General features: G+C 34.6%; 8 protein-coding genes. All 8 read left to right on the forward strand.

What is annotated here, in order from left to right:
- The first annotated feature begins 64 nt into the window (after positions 1-64).
- The 8 genes from NPA10_RS01410 to NPA10_RS01445 all read left to right on the forward strand — a co-directional run bounded on the left by NPA10_RS01410 (position 65) and on the right by NPA10_RS01445 (position 22524).
- A complete protein-coding gene (locus NPA10_RS01410; RefSeq protein WP_256547760.1) occupies positions 65-415 on the forward strand; it encodes a hypothetical protein in 351 nt (116 codons plus the stop codon).
- Positions 416-533: 118 nt separating this feature from the next.
- Positions 534-7121 (forward strand): hypothetical protein, encoded by a 6588-nt coding sequence (locus NPA10_RS01415; protein ID WP_256547761.1) that lies wholly within the window; start codon positions 534-536, stop codon positions 7119-7121.
- Between the two features lie 343 nt (positions 7122-7464).
- Positions 7465-7719 (forward strand): hypothetical protein, encoded by a 255-nt coding sequence (locus NPA10_RS01420; protein ID WP_256547762.1) that lies wholly within the window; start codon positions 7465-7467, stop codon positions 7717-7719.
- Entirely contained in the window at positions 7658-10006 is a 2349-nt protein-coding gene (locus NPA10_RS01425; protein WP_256547763.1) for a hypothetical protein, read from the forward strand. Before NPA10_RS01420 ends, NPA10_RS01425 begins: the two co-directional genes overlap by 62 nt.
- On the forward strand, positions 9943-14364 hold the full coding sequence (locus tag NPA10_RS01430; RefSeq protein WP_256547764.1) for a hypothetical protein: 4422 nt from the start codon (positions 9943-9945) through the stop codon (positions 14362-14364). The genes NPA10_RS01425 and NPA10_RS01430 overlap by 64 nt, the downstream gene beginning before the upstream one ends.
- 316 nt (positions 14365-14680) lie before the next feature.
- The gene (locus NPA10_RS01435; RefSeq protein WP_256547765.1) at positions 14681-14923 is read left to right on the forward strand and encodes a hypothetical protein; all 243 of its coding nucleotides are present in this window, start codon (positions 14681-14683) and stop codon (positions 14921-14923) included.
- The gene (locus NPA10_RS01440) at positions 14862-15911 is read left to right on the forward strand and encodes a hypothetical protein (RefSeq protein WP_256547766.1); all 1050 of its coding nucleotides are present in this window, start codon (positions 14862-14864) and stop codon (positions 15909-15911) included. Before NPA10_RS01435 ends, NPA10_RS01440 begins: the two co-directional genes overlap by 62 nt.
- Before the next feature lie 19 nt (positions 15912-15930).
- Positions 15931-22524: a hypothetical protein gene (locus tag NPA10_RS01445; protein WP_256547767.1), complete on the forward strand. Its 6594-nt coding sequence runs from the start codon at positions 15931-15933 to the stop codon at positions 22522-22524.
- The last annotated feature ends 6 nt before the right edge of the window (positions 22525-22530 follow it).

Genomic DNA, 22530 nt, shown 5'->3' on the forward strand with positions numbered 1-22530 from the left:
GTCAATTGCTGTATTATAACGGATGCAAAAATGATGTAGCCTGACCTAGTTAGCACATGATGGAGTGCAAACTAATATTTGGGATGCAACTACTGCTTCACAAGCAAGTAATTTTGTTCTAGTTTACCGGTATTTACAATTGAATGAGGTGTTAATTAGTGAAAATAATGAACAAGGTTTAATTATCCATAATATTGTTTCTGACATTGTGAAAGAAACGATCAGCATTCAGTATGAAATCAAAAATGCTTTTGTGGATGGTCAAATTAAAAACCTCCAAAAAGAATTAATTATTACTGGTTTTGATTTCAATGATCAACGATTTTTAACGACCCATTTACCATGAGTACTAATCATTTTAATGGTGTTAACAATGGGCATTTATTACGCAATTTGACATTATCGTTACACATAACTAATAGCATCAAATTTATGCACGGAGAACGAAAATTTGTTCTCGTTTAACCAAATTACGTTTTAATAAACGTAACAATAACAGTGGTTTACGATTAGCTAAAAAGCAATAATTTTTTATGAATATTCAATTCAAATTTTCCAATAAGAAAAAATTTAATACCAACTTATTAATTTTAGGACTAGTGACACTAACTAGTTTTAGCTTGAGCATTAACCAAATGACCCAAGCCCCTTCCCCATTTCCAACTAATCATTTACTACCAAAACAACAAGCTGCAACTGCTGTTAATTATGTGGAATGAAAAGATAGTAATTCTAAACGAATCATTGATGTCTTTCCACTATCTCGTTTAGCAACTCGGGTGTTAGATGCATTAAAAGCAGCTGAAAAAAATCCTAGTGATCAGTATGATTTAGGGGTTAATTCCCAAGTTACTAAAGCAGCATTAGCAACAGTTAAATCACTTGATTTGAGTGATTTAAATTTAACTGAAATTGATGCAATTTTAAATCCAGATATCACTTGGAGTGCATTATGAAACATTAATTTATCTAATAATCATTTTGGTGATTATGAAATTAAGTTTGACAAAACTAAAATGCCCAAACTTTATAAAATTTTGGCATCCAATTCTCATTTGAACCAAATGATTAATGTGGCATCTTATGTAGAAGATCCTGAAGATACTAGTGCTGCTGATTCAGCAGAAAGAACTAAGGCACAAGAGCAGTATGATAATCCCATTCGGGATAATGTGCCCCGGTTTTTTGATGTTGCTTCAAACAACATCCGCGAAATTCCCAAATATTTTTTAAAAATTAATTTAGCTTATTTAAACATGAGTAATAACAAATTGGGTTCAGGAACCGAATCCGATCCAATGGGAATTTATGCAACGCCGTGATATTCATTAAAAACCTCTAAAAATAGTGCGAATTTACTAAGCATTCAAGATCCAAGTATTCGCGGTCCGTATGGGATCAATGTTTATAATTCTGGCGATAAAAAAGATAATGATCAAAGTCAGTATAAATACAGTGATGAACAAGTTGCACGCTGACGCCAATCGCCATGACCCATTCGTGGTTTAACTTTTGGGAATTATAATGATGTTCCGGATCGAGCAACTAACCAATTGGATTCAGGAGTTAGCAAAGGAACAGGTATGACAGCAGATTCGGGTGCGAAAAGACCATATTTTAGTTTTTCTAATAATAATCTTGTTGCGCCAATGATCTTTAGTAATGCCAATGTGACATTTGATTCTAACTCTTCAACTTCCCCCCAACAAAAAAGTGCTAACTTATACATTGGTTTAGAAGATTATAAAAAATCAGATTATAAAAAAGCACAAGACAAAATTATTGAAACTTCCAAAACTAAAAATGACGAATCCAATCCTAATGCAAATGCGGAATTATTAGTGCCCCAACCCGATTCCATTTTCCCATTTATGGGTTTAAATGGGTGGACAAGCAGAATTCGGACTGGTTATAATTTTGCCCGGCCGTTATTGAGCGTTTATTCATTTCGCTCATTTAATGGTTTTGGTTTATTAGAACAAAACCAAGATTCCCGAGGAGATGGTAATGAAGGAAATGATTGGGATAATACAGTACCGTCAACAACAATGCCTCGGGGCGATAGTACTACACCATCTAATCAGGATGAATATGCTGGAACAACTAGTTTAAGTGGGGGTGGTATTCAATGAGAAGTGCCCAAACTTTCTGATTTTGGTAAAAATGAAAGTGGTACTTGATCTAATTTATATAATCCAAATGAAAGAGCGTCAGATGCACCGACTCTAGAAGATTTCATCACCGGAAATAATAATGGGAAAAAAGTGGGTTTTTGAGGAACGAAAGGTTTAGTAGATATTGTTAGAAACAATCTTCAAGGGCGCATGAGTTTTACTGATCCTAATAATCAAACTTATTACAAACGTTATAAACCATTCCGCACTTATTTAGTAACTGCTAAATCATTTGCTAAATCCGAACGGGGTGCAGACTATACACCCGTTTTTGATGGCAATGTTTTTTATGATGCACGGAACTATGAAAACTTTAATGCCCGTTTAAATTTTTCACCATCAGGACGAAGTGAAATTGGGTTAATGGCTAATTATGCTGAAAACCCAATTAATCTTTTTGATAAAACTAAATCAGGGAAAATATCTGGTAATACAGCTAAAAATAGTATTAAACATTTTGGGAGTATTTTTGGGAATTTACCAATTGTGAATTTAACAATTGGTTCACCAGTCACTTGGGTCTCTAATATTGGTCGAAACAGTAGTTTTGGAGTGGCCAAAGATACACCAGTACCATATACTTCATCATTGGTAATGAATAATGGTTTATATAATTATTCCAGTTATTTTAATGTGGTCGATCATATTGCAACAGAATTAGATCAAACTGCTAACTTTAGTACGCAAGTAGGAACAAGCACCAGCGACCTTAATCTCTCTGAATACCAAAATAAATTCCCCCAAAACGTGCGGGCCGATGATATTTTAGATGGCAAAAATAAATTCTGAAAATCAACCAAAAAATTTGATGAAATTTATATTGAACGGTTAAATCAAAATGATGTGCAACTAACTTATAATCCTGAAGCTGGATCATTAACTTATAAATTCCGGGTTTATTCACCAGGCTATTCACGTCAAGGTCGGTTATTTAAACCAAATGATGCTCAAGCAACCGCGGCAAATAATAGTACTCCTACCATTGATGTGACAGTCAATAAAACTGTGACCGGATTTGCTAAAGCCCAAATTCAAAAAGAAAATGAACGTGGTGAATTTGAAGATTTCAATTCTAGTAATATCAATAATAATTTATTAGAGTACACTGCTCCTCAAAGTGTAAAAAATAAAATTATTACAGTAGCTAATTACAGTAGTATTAACGCCCAATTAATTGCTAAAACTTTTAAAACTAATTACTTGGGCAACAAAATGACTACAGGAAAACAACAAGCTGAAATTGAAACTAATCAACACCAATTAGCACAAGTTAATTCGCAATGAATTACTGACATTATTAAAAACCAAGTTGATGGCACGGTTCAGTTTAAAGTGGAAATTCCCGATTATACATTTGCCAATGGCACTAGTTTCAACTATCCAACCCAACTAAAAACTGCTGTTTATAAATGAACTGGCTTACCCAAAACCAACACCACGATAATCGGAAAAAATATTGCCGATGATACTAGTCAACAAACTTTTGTTGCAGATAGCTTTAAAAATGATTCAACTAAATTAGCATTATTCAAAGAAATTATTTCTAAACCAGCAAGTGCCATTACCGCTCGCAATATTTTTGATTTAGGAGCAGTAACCACTGATGTATCAACATGAACTTCAGTTACTGCAGATAAAGCAGATCAGTATTTCACTTTATTTCCCAATGATGCCAACGGAACCTTGTTATGACAGGTAAAAATTCCGGGCGATCTAGCTAACGGCATTCCCGAACAACGGATTACGGTGTTATGAGAACACTTATTTAACCAAACAACAACAGTGACCTGAAAGACCCAAGAACAATTAAACACAATTTTAATTGGTAAAACTCCCAACGAAATTCAAGCACTGTTCAAAGCTAATCCAAAACAATTTCTAAATGTCTTGAATCAACCAAACAACAACGAATTAACAAGTGCAGACTTGGTAACTGAGGATGAAAATTTCATTACCAATGTTAATAATGGCCAAATCCGATTTACCAATATTGGGTTAAAAAATCACTTCTTAAATGGAATTAAATATAATGATGGCCAACCTGAAAATGGCACCAAATCAGCTGTTCCCACTTATTTAACGATTCCCATTTCTCCCAACTATCAAGGTCAACGTCCAGTTTCTGCTTTAAATTGAAAATCAAGCAGTGACATAATTCAAAACATCAAAACTTATTTGCAAAAAAATAATTTAGTTCAAGTTGATCCCAATAATGAAAAAGCCACAACCATTCAAGAAGTTTTAGATCAGATGAATGTCTATGATCTAAAACAAGCAATTGTTAATAACAATTTGAACTTGACTGATATGAATTTGTTCACTTTACAAAACATTAATAAAAATAATTTTGCTTTAAAAACCAATTTGAATGAAAGTTTAGTTGCTGATAATGTGACTGGTAAACTGACTTTTAAAAACTTACAATTTAAAAACTGACAAAAAGCGAATAGTTTTGAAACTGTGACTTATGATGTGCCTGAATATACAGTGGATGCTAGTCCAGTTGTTAACAGTTTTATTTGATCCAAATCAATTAGTTCAGCATTGGCTAACAAATCAGTTCTGGAAGTCGAGCAAATTTTTAGTTCACCAACTTCATCACCCGCATACATTGATGCACTAAACGTTGGTAAAAAAACTTTTAATGCGAATAATGTGAGTGCAAACCATTATCGCATTGATCCAACTAAAGTGAAAGTGGATTTAGTTGCGGGAACGATTACATTCGAAGCCAATGCCATCACCATGACCCATTATGTTTCCCAAGCTGGTCAAGCTCCAGTTGACTATGTGGTACCAGATGCAAAAACTTACAGTTTGCCCAACAAATATTTAACCAATTTCCAGGTTAATGCTAATATCACTTCTGCGGCTGGGTTTAAAGATGATTATGCCAAATTCTATTTTGGCTACAGCTACACTGCAGCTGGAATTACAACCGCACAAAAACAAGTTGTTGATGATGCGGTTGCAGCGTTAAAAACACCAAACTTAGTCCACCAAACCACCCAAGTGGGTTCGAACTTAATCCGGAGATGATTGGTCAATAATAATGCGGCCCGCATTAATCCGACTGATTTGGCCCGCATTAATCAATTGAAACAAGTATCAGCAAATGACTTTGTCAAAAAAACTGATTTCAGTGGTTATTTCTATTTGCCCAACTATTTAGCGTTTGTCAACTCTGCTGTGTCCAGTGGAGTGAACCGCACTTATTTCATCGCTGAACGAATTGAAGTATCCACTTTAGATTCTTCGATTTTGATTATTCGTAAACCCCACATCGTGAACTATTTAGCTAACGGAGGCACAGAATTACATCCGGTTAATGACTTTATTTATGTCAATTTTTTACGGAACGGGACAACCGTAACTTTTAAAAAGTATGCGAACCAAACTGTTCCTGAACAATTAAGTCAAGGCGAATTTAGCGCCAACTTACTAGCGCCATTATGACATGATGTTGATGCAGCGACCATGAAAGCCGATTTAGAATTTTTAACTGCCAATCGCAAGAATTTATCGGTGCGGGCTTCACATCGTTGAGGTTCCATTCAGCAAGCCTGAATTAGTACTTTCACTGCGAACAATGTCCCATATGGGGGATCATATGACACTACGATTGCTTATCCGGCTGAGATTGAAATTTCGAACGGGGAGCGGACTTTAAAAGTCAATAAACTAATTTTTGCTTTATATGCAAATACCATGGATGATAACAGTCCGGTGGTGCCTGATTATGAAATCGAAGTCGCAGAAATTTGATACTTAAATACTGGTGCTAACACCGAATTTATTCGGAATCCGTTAACAGATTATGAAAACATTTTAAACCAACCCCCAAGTTTATTATTACAACGTTTAGGCTTGTCATTAGGAACCCAAGTTGATCCAAACTTTACTTTCCAACAATTTTTAAATGAAAAAGTGTATCACTTACGCAATGCAACTAATTCAGTTCTAACTAATGGTTCAGATACTAATAACATCATTGGTCCAGTTGGTCAGATTGGCAACATTAGTTTAAGTGGAAACGAATTACGTTTAAGCCAAATTCGCATTTTAACCCCTTGAGCTGAAGGGAAAATTGGACCCACCTTAATGGTGGCTGATATTGTTTTACCTTTTGCAGTGAGTTCAACTGAACTATTACCCAATAACAACACCATCATTATTAGTTGATTACAAAACCGGTTTGGGACTAAATCATCAGTTTCCGAATTATTATTTGATTTCCAAACAGCACTGCAGAATCAATCATTTACCGAACTAGAATTTAATGAAATGTTAAAAATGGGTAATGGGTTATTATTTTTAAATTCGGTTTTTGCTGATCCTTTAACTCAAGCGATTTTAAATCCAGCAACCAAATTAACTGATTCAGTTTCGGTTGATCATATTAGTGGCACAATTGTTTTAAAAAACTTACAAATTCTGCACGGATACATTGATAATGTGCCCCAAAATGATCATGTAATTAATGTACCCGAAATCACTTTAGTTGTTAACACAACTTTCACTACCGAATTTCAAGCTAATTTTGAAGAACTAAGTCAAGATGCAACTTTGAAAGAATTAAGTCCATCCGAAATTACAACCATTTTAAATCAGAATCAACCCCGACTACAATCACTAGTGCAATTTGCAGATGATTATAAACAAATTGAACAACCCGAAATAAGTGTTAGCGCTAATGATTTATTAGGCAAACTGTATATTCAAGTAAACTTTCAAAATTATTATGAAAACGGGATTAATTTAGGTCAAAAAACCTTTTATTACACCTTGTCTAATTTCAAAAACCAATTACCTTTAGTTTTAGCCCCAGTCTTTGGTGGTTCAAGTGGCATTAGCTTGCTGGGTTTAGCCTATTATTTCTGAAGACGCAAATATTTAGGGAGCAAGAAATTTTATATGGCCAATACGGCTGCAAAAGTGAAGAAATAAACTAAGCCCAGCAATTGAAAAAAATTAGTAATCAAAAAACCACAAGCTAAAAGCTTGTGGTTTTTTCTTTGCAGCTAACAATTGTTTATCATAAAACTGGTTATATCATGCATGAGTGATTTTAGTGTCATACTTAATTATGGGCAAGGGTTTTAATACTATAGTGGTATTAACGTTATGTTAAAATGTTATTAATTTCATACAATGAAAATTTAATTTGTAAAAAAAGTTGTAACTCTGTGATCTAAAAATCGACTGTGCAAAACCAATTGATTCGTTAGATCTTTATTTTTAATTTCTTTCAGTTACAAGTTGTCATGGTATAGACTTAGTGCTATTTGCAATGACATCAAAATTCAAGAAGAATCGTTCTTCTAAAACTCATAACAGTAAGAGATATTTCCCAACTAAATGATTAATTAGTTGTGCAATTTTAGTGTCCACTAGTCTTGGATTAGGTACAGCAATTTACTTGATTCAACAAGCGCATCAACAACATTTAACCGATTCAAAATTTGATCCGGTGCAAGCTCGGGTTGCTCGCTTTACTCAATCAGGACAAGCAACTCCGCCGGGGGGGGGTTATAACTTCTACTAATTCGGTTAACAACACCGATTTAAGCGCGTTTTTAGGCCGTGATTTAGCTGATATTGAAAATATCATTATTGAAGATAGTACCAAAGTAATTTCGTTTCAAGGTGATTTACCGAAAACGGGCATTCGAGTCGTGGCAACAACTGTGAGTTTGACTAAAAATAACCAAATCATCACGGCGAATGCTTATGATTATGTCAATTTAAAATACGTGCAGTATAACAAACAAACTAAAGAAATTACTGATGTTAAATTTGCTCCGCCACCAGGTTTATTTAGTACTGATCAAGCAGAAAATCATTGACCCAGTTTAACAGAAACTGATAATGCGTTAACTAAATTTTTCCCTACTCGAGCCATCCGAACGGCTGTAGCCAGCATTTTGCACAAAGGAGCAGATGATACTTTTACTAAAGACGAATGATTTGCCGCATTTGATCAACCCAGCATCACTCTGGACTTATCCAATCGAGCATTAAGTTCGATTGCCGAAATTTTTAACCCCAACCTGCGCTGAGGTTTGGGGATTTATGATTTATTGACAACAGCCAATGCTTCTGCTGAAATCACTGCGGATTCAAATTATGAAATTCGTTACCAAGGTTTAAGTACGATTAATGTTGAAGATAATATCATCACCCATTTTCCCAATCCGAATTACAAAAATTTTCCGGCTTTAAAAAACATTCGGGCCAGTCGAAACGTGATTCAAGCAATTGGTGATTTTAACACTTTTAGTAATAACCATTACTCAACTGAATACCAAACAGATAACGAATTACAAAATTCATCAACAACTGCTAAACCTAATCAAAATTACTATCAATATTTAGTTAGTTTGTGAACAGAAGCTGAAACCAAAGATTTAGCACCAGTCAAAGCAATAAAGAAATGAATAACAGAAACTTTACCATCAATTAATTATGCTAATGTAAGATCGTTCTTAACTTCAGCAACTAAAACCGGACCGAAAACTGTTAGTGATTATACGAGTTTTTTAGATGCAGTTTCAGCTGATCCGTTTTATTTTCGGGCCAAAGATGGTGGGAAATACATTAATGCAATTGCTGCATCACCAACAAATAATAATGGTTTATCAGCAACAAGTGGTTCGACTAATGTTCCTTATGATGCAACCAGTAATATTACTACTGATGCAAACGGAACATTAATGAATACTAATAGTTCCACAAGCTATAAATTAGATAAAGGAATTAATTTTGGTGGAGTACGGTTAGATCTTTCCAAAGATATTTACCGGATTGATTTTTCGAATAATCAAATTGAACGCATTCAGTTATCCAAAAATATGTTCACTAACGTTGATTTTGGTAATAACCGGTTGCGGTACATTACTCCAATTGCTGCAAAACCGTTGTCATGATTTCAGGGTTTAATTTTCTTTATTGGCACTCATAATTCAGCTTTTTACGGAGTTGTAAACCCAGGTCAGTGGTCGAAATACTATAACCAAACAGACGAAAGACAACCCCTTGGTTGAACTGCTCAAGATTTTGGCATCTTTGATGGTTTTAAAACGGGCAATTATAATTACACTCTACCCACTTTTGCATTTTATGGTAACCAATTACTAGATTTTTGACCCCAGCAAGATACTAATAGTAGCTGATACACTTGACCAAAACTAACAATTCCAAATAACCACCGAATTGGGGGTACTGGTACAAATGTTAATTCGAATGTTAATGGATATCCAGTTAGTCCTTGGAATCAACAAATTGGCGGAACTACTGAGTTTTATCCTTGGTTTTATCGGGTTTGAATTGGAACCCGAACTAACCAGTATATGTTTTCAACTTACTTAGGGAATTTTGATGGGAATTTTATCCACGACATTACAAGCAGTGCTGTCCAACGAGCTAGTGATAATAATTTATATTCGATTTTTTTCAATCAATTAAACGACAATAAAATCCTAACTTTTTCACAAAGTTACAATAAAACAATTAACTACAATGTGACTCTGGCCCAGAATAATAATAACCAAAAATTCATTTTGCCTGGTTTTGAATCTACTGAAGTAAAACTAATTGGGACAACAGCTTCAACAATCACAAGTAGTTCGTATAATCGGGGTGTAAGTCCTGATCCTGATCGGAAACAATTTGATGATGCAATTTTAAAAGCCACATCAGATGCTTACAAATCTTATAATTCCCAAGTGCCTTATATTTTAACCCGCACCTTACCCCAAAACCATTCGGTGTGACATTCTTGAGGGAAACAAGATGGTCGCAATGGGGGCACCAAAAAATTGCGGTTGCTTTAGTTAATCAAGAAGGCGACAATCTAACACCAGATCATTTTGCGGATATTGATTGATTGCATTTGTATGCTAATGCCAATGGTTTGGATGCTGCAAATCTAAACTTTAAAGATTTATCTGATAATTACAATCCAACTAATAATCACGCCAATGGTGCAAGCGGATCTATGAATAGATCTGCAACTAATAATGGGTATGATTTTTTAACCCAAGTTTTAGGTCAACTACCCTATTATAACGGCCGAAAAAAAGCACAACCTTGAACTAATGCCACTAATACCCGATCAGTGGGGATTGATTTAACTAAATTTGCAACAATTGAAAATGGCAGGATAATTCCCAATTCACCATCTTTTAATTTAATTATTACCGCCCCCAATCAGGAATGAACCTATCGGTACACGATTAATGTTTTAACTGATACGACTTACACTTTAAATGCTAAAAATGCTTCATCTGGCCAAGATGCCAGAAAATTTGATGTTGCTCAATCACCTGATTTTAACCACCGTTTCAAATTTGCTTCAAGCATTAGCCCCACTGATTTAGCAAACGACATTGAACAGTGAACTGCGGGAACCAATTATGTGCAAAACTACATTAAAAATGATGCCAGCTCAATCCATATTAAATCAGTTGATTTAATTAAAAACGAAATTGTGGTTGGATTTGATGTTAAAGATCCGAACAATAACAAACTTACTATTGATGACATCATTCTAACGGGGTTTCCTGATCAAAGGGCTTTTTTGATTGATAATGACAAACCAGTTACTTCATTCGATGATCAAAACCATGCCCCAAATCAATTTGCTCCCCACAATTCAGAAGCAGCAATTGCTTGAATTAAAGAACATGTGGGAGTGAGATGAATTGGGTTAACTAAAACTGATAAAACCCTAACTACAAATCTAACGAATAATTCAGGTAATGGATTGGCTGGACAAAACATTCACAAATTAGCTGATTTAGCAAATCCTGAGCGGTTGATTAGTGGTTTGTTCTTCAATAAGAATGATGGAACTTTATCCTTTACTTTACAAATTAGTGCTACACCTGGTAATGGGGGCATCAATTTAGTTGAAAACTACACTATTACCACATTTAAAAAATTTAGTTTCGCCATTAATGTTGCAAATGTGCAAAATGATTTAGCTGCGCTTGATTACAATGATGACAAATTAAAAACATTTGTCACTTTAAAAACTTTCCAAACAATTCAAGCTAATGAGATAAATGTTACATCCAAAAAATGATCGGATGCAACTGCTGAATTAGCTCAATTCTTACCACCTGAAACCCAGTTACAATTAACCGATGTAAATCCTAATCCTGAAGTTGGTAGTATTGATTTTGCGGTTAGTCTATTTGAACAAAAAACAAATGGAACCTTGGGTGATTTAATTGATGTGAAAACAGCAAGTTTATTTGGTTTATCTAATTTCAATTCGGTTTTTGCTTGAAAACAAAATAATGATCCAACCTCAGGTATTGCTATTATCAATCATCCGCAATATCAGGATAAACCAGTTACAGAGTTTAAGCAAGCACTGTTAGATAATGTCAATGATTCAGCCAAATTTAGTGCTCTAGTTTTACCACTAATTAATTTTGATGAAAGTGCTCCCACTTTTGATCAAGATAAACATTTATCTGGGGCAACATCATTAACTGAAGAACAAAAGCAGCAATTAGTAATGGGATTTGGTGGAACAGCTAGTTTAGATGCTGCGGCTGTTGAAAACGATGTAACACCAATTGTTGATGCTAATTTAGTCGGAATTAATTTCTTAACCATTAAGGGTGGTTATTTAAACGGAAAATTTTATGTTGGAACTGCAACGGATGCGCCAATTAGTGTTCTACCACCATTATTAGTTGCTTTAAAACCAAATACGACCCAAATTCAAGCAATTAATAACAGTTATAGAAATGCTGTTAATGCCACTGCCCAATCCCAACCAAATAATGCTGCAGCAAATCCCCTAACTTATCAAGGTGGTACAGCTTTATTTCAAGATGCTTTAAATCGTGAATGAAAAAACTTATTGCCCAGTGAATGATTAGCGCAACTAAGACGGTTAAAAAACCGACAAAATAGTCAATTAATCAGTCAGACCAACTACCAAGCATACGATACATTAACTGGTTTTTTAAATCATGTTTTAACTACTTCGACTTCAAATAGCAGTTATCAAACCCATGTTGATTTAACTAATTTTAGTAACATTGAGGTTAATAACTCCACAGGCGAAGTTAAAATTGCTGCTAATACTTTATTGATTAATAATGTTTATGAAAATCCAAATCAAGCTGAACGGCGTTCATCACCCCAAATTTATCAACCCGAAATTAGTTTCTTTCTAAGCAACTACTTTTCGCGAATTGATGAGACAACCAAAGCCCAACTACCATATGCAAATAATGCTGATGTGAACCGGACTTTCATTAACGAAAGTGTGTTAGGAATTGTTAATCAATTAGAAGATTTATTTACTAAGGCCCAAAAATTTTATAATAACATAACAACTAAATCTTTAACTAATGCTGAATTATTAGCAGCTCAAGATGCAATTAACATTTTAAAATTTAAATTCATTCACCCAGTTTATTACACTAATCCGGATGCGGAAAAATTCTTGACTGTACCATTTGGTAGTAATGATGTTGATGCAAACCATGTTGGGAAAATGACCAAGTTTAGTGCATTATCATTTAGTAATCTGAACTATAACGAGGGGAGTTTAGATATTACAGTTAAAGTGGAAAATTACATTGATGGTTTCAATGGTCAATATTTCACTGTAGCGGATAAAGAACAAACCTTTAAGATTACCAACACTTTAGGGACATTTTTATTACCAACTTGAAAAAATTATGCTGAAAATAATTTTAAATTACGGACTGATGATAACCAGTTAACTGCGTTAGATGGTCAACCAATATCAGGGGTGATTACTAATGATAATTTGCAAACTTGAAAAGTGGTTGATTATTATCACGCTTTAATTAGTCACACTAATAGCGCAGTTAATGATGCATATATTAGTTTAAATTATGAAGATAGTTTATTTGATTTAGTTACTTGAAAACTAGTTGATAATAGTGGGATTGAAATTAGTGACACTAGCAACTATCACCAACAGGCTTTAACAATTTTAAAAGAACAACTAGAGCAATTTAATGTTAGCTTAAATGTCCGTAAACAAGATGTGTATTACAGTGAAAAAAACGAACAAGTTTATTTACTGAATCCGTTTTTACACTTTAATGTACCACCAGTTGATGTTGATCAATTAAAAATTTTGCAAACTATTTTTGATCCCAATAAAGCTAATGTCCAACTAATTAATAATTTTGGCAACTACCAGAACATTGGTTTAAGCAATGTGATCATTCAGGGTTTTCAACGTCAACCAATTATTATTACCGCCCAAAATTACCAAGATAGGGCGTACGAGCTGAATTTTGATGGTATGTTGAAACCAATTAGTCATGTTTCTGGTTCAGAGATTTTACATTGGTTAAAAACTAATTTACATGAACCTGAAGCAATTAATATTTTTTTACAATCATTCTTACGGGTACAAGGATTTTCCCGGATCACCCAACCCTTATCATTAGTCTTAAATCCAGATTGGGTTAAATTGTTATCCCGTGATGCTCCAGTAGAAGAAATGACCCAATATTTATTGATTAATGATGGCATTGGTCAATTTACTTTTTTACCTGGTAGCATTCAAATCATAAATAGTTATCTAACTAATGAAGTTGATTTAAATGCTCATCCCATTGATCTGGCACAGTTTTTAGCTAACCCAATCCAAGCCCGTATTGAACTAACCAATTTAAAACTGGTTAATACCGCGATTATAGTCGCTGATAACGAAGATGTTCCGACTCGGTTAGTTCATGACGGAATACAGAGTAATATTCGGGATGCAACTACTGCATTACAAGCCGAAAACTTTGCTTTAGCCTATCGTTATCTACAATTAAATGAAGTATTAGTGAGTGAAAATAATAACCAGGGGTTAATTATTCATGGTGTGCATTCAGATATTGTGAAAGGCACAATCATCATTCAGTATGAAATTAAAAATGCCTTTGTTGATGGACGAGTTCAAAACCTTCAAAAAGAATTAGTTATTACCGGATTTAATTCCAATGGCAAACGGTTTTTAAAAACCCATTTACCATGAATCTTAATCGTTTTAATTGTGACATCAATGGGCATTTATTACGCAATTTGACGTTTTCGGTACGCAACTAATAGCATTAAATTCATGCAAAAGAATCGATATAAAATTCGTGCTCAAAAACAGAAGCAAAACAACGCTTCGCAATTAACTAAAAAATAAAGATAGTAAAAAACCACAAGCTTCCAGCTTGTGGTTTTTTTATGGTTGTTAAATTAGTTCCAAATCATAAATTGGTTATATCATGTATGAGTTTAGTTACTATTTGAATTAATCAATAACTGATTTAATACCATAGTGGTATTAAGGTTATGTTAAAATTGTATTAATTTCATACAATGAAAAGTTCATTTTAAAAATCTTGTTGTAACTTTTTTATCTAAAAATCGACTACGTAAAATCAGTTGATTCGTTAGATTTTTATTTTTAATTTCTTTCAGTTACAAGTTGTCATGGTATAGACTTAGTGCTATTTGCAATGACATCAAAATTTAAAACCAGTTTCAGATCCCAAACTAATGATAACAAATGGGATCTATCTACCCAATGGTTAATTAATTTTGGCATTTTAGCGTCTATTAATGTTGGCTTTAGTGCTTCAAGTTACTTGACCCAACAAACCGATTTGCAACACCTAATTGATTCAGTGCAAACGATTATTGGCCACAGCACTCAATCCAGTCACCCAACTCCGCCGGGGGGGGGGTATAACTCCTACTAGTTGCAATAATGAGACAAATTTAAAAGTGTTTTTAGGTCGTGATTTAGCCGATATTAAAAACATCATTATTAAAACCGACACCAAACTAATCCCATTTTTAGGTAATTTAGCTAAAACTGGGATCTGAGCAGTGACAACAGCTGTGAGTTTGAATAAAAATAATCAAACCAGCACCGCAAATGCTTATAACGATCTCGATTTAAAATACGTTCAGTATAACAAGCAAACTAAAATTTATACTGATGTTAGATTTGCTTTGTTTCCAAGCTTATTTAGGTTGGATCAAGAGCAAAATAATTGCTTTGCTCTAACAGAGATTGATTCATTCTTAACTAAATTTCTTTCTACTCAAACAATCCCAACGGTTGTAGCTAACATTTTGGAAAAATCAGTAGATGGAAGTGTTTTCAAAAATAAATGGTGCGCAGCATGCAAGAAACTTCGTGTTTTTCAAGGTCTCTTCAATCACGCTCTAAGTTTAATTATTAAAATTTTTAACCCAAACCTCAATTGAGGTTTGGGTATTTATGATTTATCACCAACCGCTAATATTTTTTCTGAAATTATTGCTGGTTCGAATTTAAAAATTGGTTACCAGCATTCGAATAGGATTAATGTGACAGGTGATATCATCACTTATTTGCCTAATCGGAATTATAAAAACTTTTCGGCCTTAAAAACTATGCATACAAGTGGGAGTGTCATTCACGTAATTGGCAATCAGAATACTTTTAACAATAATCATTACTCAATTGAAGCCTCAACAGATACAGAATTACAAAATTCGAACCAGCAGTTCTGAAGGATTCATTGACCATGAACACTAATTATTTTAATAGTGTTAGTCATGGCACTTGATTACGCAATTTGACATTACCAATACACAATTGATAGTGTCAAATTCATGCAGGAAGAACGAAATAACATTTGTTCTTGTTTAACCCAATTACGTTTAACCAACGTAAGAAAAGCAGTGGTTCACGATTAGTTAAAATAAATAAGCTGCTATGAGCAACAAATTAAAAATTCATAATAAACAAAAATTTAATTCTAATTTATTAATTTTAGGACTAGTGGCATTAACTAGTTTTAGTTTAAGCATTAACCAAATGAGTCAACACTATGCTCAGACACCAACTAATTCTTCTTTTCACAAACAACAAGCAGCAACTGTTGTGCATCATGTAGAGTGGAATAGTACTGATTCAAAACGCATTATTGATGTCTTTCCCTTATCCCGTTTAGCAACTCGGGTCTTAGATGCTTTAAAAGCAACTGAAACATCTAGTTCTTCCCAATACGATTTAGGGGTTAACTCTCAAGTTACTAAAGCAGCATTAGCAAAAGTTAAATCACTTGATTTAAGTGATTTAAATCTAACTGAAATTGATGCGATTTTAAACCCCGCAATTGTTTGGAGTGAACTGTGAAACATTAATTTGTCGAATAATCATTTTGGTGATTATGAAATTAAATTTGACAAAACTAAAATGCCTAAACTTTATAAAATTTTGGCATCAAATTCCCACTTAAATAAGATGATTAATGTCTCATCTTATGTCGAAGATCCTGAAGATAAAACTGAAGATGGTACAAGTGAAAGAGGAAAAGCTGCAACCCAATACACCACTCCAATTCGGCAAGGTGTACCACGCTATTATGATTTAGGATCTAACAACATTCGTGAAATTCCTAAATACTATCTAAAAATTAATCTGGCTTATTTAAATATGAGCAATAATAAGTTAGGATCAGGGACCGAAACTGATCCCATGGGGATTTATGCTACGCCGTGGTATTCGTTAAAAACAACCCAAAATACTAGTGGCTTATTACCAATTCAAGATCCCAGCATCCGTGGACCATACGGTATTGATGTTTATAATTCTGGAGATAAAAAAACAGATGATCCCAGTCAATATAAATATATCGATGAACAAGTGGCGCGATGACGCCAATCACCTTGACCAATTCGGGGTTTAACCTTTGGTAATTACAATGATGTACCAAACCGAGCCACTGGTGCACTGGATTCTGAAGTAACTGTTGGTTCAGGTACTACAGCTGATTCAGGGGCCAAAAAACCATATTTTAGTTTTTCCAACAACAACCTTGTGGCGCCAATGGTCTTTAGAAATACCAATGTGACATTTGATGTAAACTCTTCCACCTCACCCCAACAAAAAAGTGTCAATTTATACGTTGGTTTAGAAGACTTTAAAACTTCGGCTTATAAAAAAGCACAAGATGAAATCATTAAAACTTCGACAACTAAAGGTGATACAACTAATCCAAATGCAAATGCGGAATTACTAGTTCCCCAACCTGATTCGATTTTTCCGTTTATGGGCTTAAACGGCTGAACCACTGGAATTCGGCCGGGTTATAATTTTGCCCGACCTTTGTTAAGTGTTTATTCATTTCGTTCTTTTAATGGGTTTGGTTTGTTGGAACAAAATGAAGATTCTCGGGAAGATGGTAGTGAGGGGAATGATTGGGATAATACAGTACCTTCAACAACAACATCTGGAAGTGGCAGTACTGGAGCAGCTAATCAGGATCAGTATGCTGGTACTAGTTCACAAGAAAGTGGAACTGGTATTAAATGAGAAGTTCCTAAACTTTCTGATTTTGGGAAGATGGATAGTAGTGGCAATTGAACTGGATTATATAATCCGAATGAAAGAGATGCAACCGCACCAACATTAGAGGATTTTATTAAGGGAGATAATAACGACCATAAAAGTGGTTTCTGGGGAACAAATAATTTTGTCACCATTAATGCCAATCCTCGTTCAGGTTGAATGAGTTTTAATGATGATACAGATCAAACTTATTGAAAGCGTTACAAACCATTCCGCACTTATTTAGTAACTGCCAAATCATTTGCTAAATTTGAGCGGGGTGTAGATTATGCGCCAATTTTTGATGGGAATGTGTTTTATGATGCCAAAAATTATGAAAACTTTAATGCCCGGTTAAATTTTTCGCCCTCAGGACGAAGTGAAATTGGGTTAATGGCTAACTATGCCGAAAACCCGATTAATCTTTATAACCGAAGTGCAAGTGGTAAATTAAGTGGTAGAAATGTTAATAATAGTATTAAACATTTTGCCAGTTATTTTGGTTATTTACCGATTGTCAATTTCACATCTGCATCTCCAGTTACTTGAGTGTCCAACATTGACCGTGACAGTAGTTTTGGTGTAGCCAAAGATACTCCGGTGCCTTACACTTCTTCATTAGTCATGAACAATGGCTTATATAACTATTCGAGTTATTTTAATGTTGTCGATGAAATTAAAACTGATTTAAATAATGCTGCCAATTTTAGTACTCAAGTAGGAACAACCACTAGTAATTTAGATCTGTCTGAATACCAAAATAAATTCCCCCAAAATGTGCGGGTCGATGATATTTTAGATGGTAAAGATAAGTTTTGAAAATCAACAAGAAAATTTGATGCCGTTTATATGGAACGGTTGAACCCGAATGATGTGCAACTAACCTATGATCCTGAAGCTGGGTCACTAACTTATAAATTTCGGGTTTACTCACCCGGTTATTCGCGGCAAGGGCGGTTGTTTAAAGCAGACGATAATCAAGTGATGGCTTCAAAAGATAGTACGCCCACCATTGATGTGACAGTTCATAAAACGGTAACTGGTTTTGCACGTGCGCAAATTCAAAAAGAAAATGAAAGCGGAACATTTGTTGATTTTAGTTCCAGTGATATAACTAATAATTTATTAACATATACTGCACCCCAAAGTATTCAAACTGCAATCACCACAGTAGCAGATTACACTAAAGTTGATGCAAATTTAATTGCGAATACTTTTAAAACCAATTACTTAGGTAACAAAATGATTGCAGGAGCCAACCAAGCCACAATTGAAGCCAATCAACACACATTAACTAGTGTGAATGCGCAATGAATTACTGAAATCATCAAAAACCAAGTCGATGGCACGGTTCAATTTAAAATGGCAATTCCGGATTACACGTTTGCCAATGGCACTAGTTTTAATTACCCCACTAAACTGAAAACGGCTGTTTATAAATGAACCGGTTTACCAAAAACTAATACCACAGTAATTGGGAAAAACATTGCGCTTGATGCTGGACAACAAACTTTTATAGAAAATACTTTTAAAGATGATGCAGCTAAATTAGCATTATTCAAAACAATTATTGCTAAACCCGCAAGTGCGATTACTGCTCAAGATATCTTTAATTTAGGTGCAGTTACCACAGATGTGTCAACATGATCCACAGTTACTGCAGACAATGCAAATGATTATTTCACCTTGTTTCCCAATGATGCCAACGGAACTTTATTATGACAAGTACGGATTCCGGGTGATTTAAACAATGGCATTCCCGAACAACGGATTACAGTTTTGTGAGAACACTTGTTTAACCAAACAACCACTGTCACCTGAAAAACCCAAGACCAATTAAATAATTTCTTACTGGGGAAAACCCCAGAAGAAATTAAAGTGGCATTTAAAACTAACCCCCAAGCTTTTTTAGATGTACTTAATAGACCGAATAATAATCAGTTAACTGCAGCTGATCTACAAATTGAAGATGAAAATTTCATTATCAATGTTAATAACGGACAAATTCGGTTGACGAATATTCGGTTGAAAAACCATTTCCTAAACGGCATTAAATATAATAACGGCCAGGACGAAAACAAAACTCCAATAACTAATCCAACTTATTTAACAATTCCGATTTCACCGAACTACCAAGGACAACGTCCGGTTTCTGCATTAACTTGAAAATCCGAAACTGAAGTAATCAAAAACATTAAAGATTATTTACAAAAAAATAATCTAGTCCAAGTTGATCCCAATAATGAAAAAGTAACAACAGTTGATGAAGTTTTAAACCAAATGAATGTGTATGATTTAAAACAAGCAATTGTCAATAACAATTTAAACTTGACTGATATGAACTTGTTTGATCTAAAAAATATTCACCAAAATAACTTTAGTCTTAAAACCAGTTTAAATGAAGTTTTAGTTGCTAATAATCAAACTGGACAATTAACTTTTAGAAATTTACAGTTTAAGAACTGACAAAATGCGAATAGTTTTGAAACAGTGACTTATGATGTTCCAGAACACACAATCAATGCTAGTCCGGTTGTTAACAGTTTCATCTGATCCAAATCAATTAGCTCAGCTTTGGCGAATAAATCTGTGTTAGAAGTGGAACAAATTTTTAGTTCACCCACTCTAGCTCCGGCATACATTGATGCGTTAAATGTTGGTAAAAAAACCTTTAATGCAAATAACATTAGTGAAAACCATTACCGCATTGATCCAACCAAAATTACAGTTAATTTAGTTGCGGGTACCATTACATTTGAACCCCAAGCAGTTACTATGACTAATTATGTTTCGCGTGCAGGTCAAGCTCCCGTTGATTATGTAATTGAAGAAGCAAAAACTTATAGTTTACCAAATAAATATTTAACCAATTTCCAAGTGAATGCGAACATTACTTCTGCATCTGGGTTTAAAGATGATTATGCGAAATTTTATTTTGGTTACAGCTACACTGCAGCCGGAATTACTCCTGCACAAAAACAAGTTGTTGATGATGCAGTTGCAACGTTAAAAACCCCGAACTTAGTCCACCAAACTACCCAAGTGGGTTCGAACTTAATCCGAAGATGATTAGTGAACAATAATGCGGCCCGCATTAATCCAACTGATTTAGCCCGCATTAACCAATTAAAACAACAATCTGCTAATCTTTTTGTGCAACGAACTGATTTCAGTGGTTATTTTTATTTACCAAACTATTTAGCATTTGTCAACTCAGCCGTGTCAAGCGGAGTTAACCGCACTTATTTCATTGCTGAACGGATTGAAGCATCCACTTTAGATTCTTCGATTTTAATTATTCGCAAACCCCACATTGTGAATTATTTAGCCAATGGGGGCACAGAATTACATCCAGTTAACGACTTTATTTATGTCAATTTCTTACGCAATGGTACAACTGTCACTTTTCATAAATATGCAAACCAAGAAGTTCCTGAACAATTAAGCCAAGGCGAATTTAGCGCCAACTTACTAACGCCATTATGACATGATGTTGATGCAGCGACTATGAAAGCGGATCTAGAATTTTTAACCGCAAACCGTAAGAATTTATCGGTCCGGGCTTCCCACCGCTGACGTTCCATTCAACAAGCCTGAATTAGTACTTTTACCGCGAATAATGTGCCATATGGCGGATCATATGACACCACGATTGCTTATCCGGCTGAGATTGAAATTTCTAATGGAGAGCGCACTTTAAAAGTTAACAAATTAATCTTTGCTTTATATGCCAACACCACGGATGAAAACAGTCCGGTGGTGCCTGATTATGAAATTGAAGTGGCTGAAATTTGGTACTTAAATACGGGTGCTAACACCGAATTTATTCGCAACCCTTTAACTGATTATGAAGATATTTTAAACCAACCACCAAGTTTATTATTAACTCGATTGGGTTTACAATTGGGAATTCAAATTGATCCGGCTTTTAGCTTCCAACAATTTTTAAACGAAAAAGTTTATCATTTACGCAATGCAACTAATTCGGTTTTAACCAATGGTTCTGACACCAGCAATATCATTGGTCCCGTTGGTCAAATTGGGAACATTAGTTTAACTGGTAATGAATTACGCTTAAGTCAAATTCAAATCCTCACTCCATGAACTGAAGGGAAAATTGGGCCAACTTTAATGGTGCCCGATATTGTGCTGCCATTTGCAATAAGTTCAACTGAATTGTTACCAAATAACAACACCGTGATTATTGGTTGATTAAAAAACCGGTTTGGGGCTAAAGAATCAGTTGCCGAATTATTATTTGATTTACAAACCGCAATCCAAACTGAACAATTCAGGGAAGCTGAATTTAATGAGATGTTAAGAGTTGGCAATGGTCTGGTCTTCTTGAATTCGGTTTTTGCTGATCCATTAACCCAAGCGCGGTTAACTCCAACAAAAAAATTAGCTGATTCAGTCACAATTGATCATATTAGTGGGGCAGTTAATTTAAAAAATTTACAAATTTTGCACGGTTATATTGATAATGTGCCCCAAAATGATAAAATCATTGATGTTCCTGAAATTAGGTTAGTGGTTGATACAACGTTTACAACCACGTTTGTAACTAATTTCAACGAACTGAACCAAGCTGCTGATTTAAACCAGCTCCGACCTTCTGAAATTAAAAGTGTTTTAACCGCGGATCAACCCCGTTTACACGCTTTAATCCACTTTATGGATGATTATAAACAAATTGAACAACCCGAACTAAGCGTTAGTGCGAATGATTTGTTGGGTCAACTCTACATTCAAGTGAGTTTCCAAAACTACTACGAAAACGGCATCAACTTAGGGCCAAAGACTTTTAGTTACACCTTATCAAATTTCAAAAACCAACTCCCATTAGTTTTAGCTCCCGTCTTTGGCGGTTCTGGTGGGATTAGCTTGATTGGTTTAGCTTATTATTTCTGAAGACGGAAGTATTTGGGCAGCAAGAAATTTTATATGGCCAACACTGCTGTTAAAATGAAAAAATAGTTAATC

It is taken from the genome of Mycoplasmoides fastidiosum, assembly GCF_024498275.1.
In the GTDB taxonomy this organism is placed as follows: domain Bacteria; phylum Bacillota_I; class Bacilli_A; order Mycoplasmatales; family Mycoplasmoidaceae; genus Mycoplasma_N; species Mycoplasma_N fastidiosum.